Below are 1629 nucleotides of genomic sequence, written 5' to 3'. Positions count from 1 at the left end.
CGTCAACGCCGACCTCAGCTGACCTCAAACGTCAACTCGCCGACAAGGTCATCGACAACCGGGCTCATCTGGAGGCATCAACCCGCAGCATCCTCCACGGAATCCAGAAATTCCTTGTCCGTGTCAGAGGATACTTCCGGGCCCCGCACACCAGATACGCGACAGACACCATTCAGTACTGCAATGACACTCCGTGACGTTGTGGGCATGGCTTCGTTGGTCGGAGTGTGAACGAAGAGGTGGTCGGCGGTTGGTCGGGGATGTTCGATGGCTTCGTGGCGCGGTTCGCGGGGCGATTCGGTCGGGTGGGGCCCCGGCGGCGGATGGTCGCCTATCTGCGGGGACTGTTGGGGGATGCCGACGCGATGCGTGATGACTTGCGCGAGGCGGTGGTGAAGCATCTGGGGGATGCCGAGCGCGGGGTTCTCATTCTTGATGAGACGGGTTTTGTGAAGAAAGGCGTTCGATCGGCGGGGGTGGCGCGGCAGTATTCGGGGACGGCTGGTCGGATCGAGAATTCCCAGATCGGTGTCTTTCTGGCCTACGAGTCCGGGAGGGGGCGGGCTTTGATCGACCGCGAGCTGTATCTGCCGAAGGACTGGACGTCGGATCGGGAGCGATGCCGGGCCGCCGGTATCGGTGATGAGGTGGGGTTCGCGACCAAAACCGATCTGGGGTTGCGGATGCTCGAGCGGGCCGTGGCGGCCGGGATTCCGTTCGGGTGGGTGACCGCCGATGAACTCTACGGTCAGACGAGTCGGATCCGGATGTAGCTGGAGGAACACGACATCCCCCATGTGCTCGCGGTACCGAAATCGCAGATGGTCATGACGATGGAGTTGTTCGGCCGGGCCCGTGCCAAGGAGTTGATCGGCGGCCTGCCGGAAGGGGATTGGAGACGTCTGAGCTGCGGTGACGGGGCCCGGGGCGACGGGAGTACCAGTGGGTGGCGGCGGCGATCCGGCCCTGGCGTCGCCCGGGATGGGATCACTGGCTGTTGGCCCGCCGCAGCCCTTCCGATCCGGAGAAGATCGCCTACTACATCTGTTTCTGTCCCGCCGGAACGCCGTTGGAGGAACTCGTGCGGGTGGCGGGATCGAGGTGGATGGTCGAGGAATGCTTCCAAACCGCGAAGAACGAGACCGGTCTCGATCACTACCAGGTCCGCGGATACACGGCCTGGTATCGGCACATAACCCTTTCCATGGCCGCGCTTGCCTTCCTCGCCATCCTGCGAGCGGAGGCAAAAAAGGGGATCTCCAAAGCGATGTCGATCACCCCCTCATACCCCTGAACATGAACGAGGCCAGGCGACTCTTCAATCACATCGCCCTACCCGTCCGACACCATGCCCGGGACGTGATGTCCTGGTCCCTGTGGCGAAGAAGAAGCCAAGCCCGAGCCCGCATCAGCCATTACAAACGCAGAGGACATCACGAAGTGTCGTTGCAGTACTAAGGGCTCCTAACGCAATGAGGTTGGGCCGTGTCCTTCGGCCGGTTGGTTCGGTTGTTCGGGTGTGGGGAAGCGTGATCCTCAACCGTGGTTGGTGGACGATGAGTTGTGGGCGCGGGTCGAGCCGCTGGTGCCCGTGCGGCAGCGCCGGCACCGGCATCCGGGTCTGAAGGC

The 1629-nt window shown here is 63.0% G+C and carries 2 pseudogenes; both read left to right on the top strand.

The window, feature by feature from the left end:
- Nucleotides 1–197, top strand: a pseudogene (locus FOE67_RS29730) (hypothetical protein); the annotation flags it as partial.
- A 63-nt stretch (nt 198–260) separates the two neighbouring features.
- Nucleotides 261–1294, top strand: a pseudogene (locus FOE67_RS25135) (IS701 family transposase).
- Nucleotides 1295–1629 lie beyond the last annotated feature (335 nt).

This window comes from Streptomyces calidiresistens, assembly GCF_014141525.1.
GTDB lineage: Bacteria > Actinomycetota > Actinomycetes > Streptomycetales > Streptomycetaceae > Streptomyces > Streptomyces calidiresistens.
The sequence above is the reverse complement of the archived record's forward strand: the minus strand, read 5'-3'. Positions and strand labels throughout refer to the sequence as shown.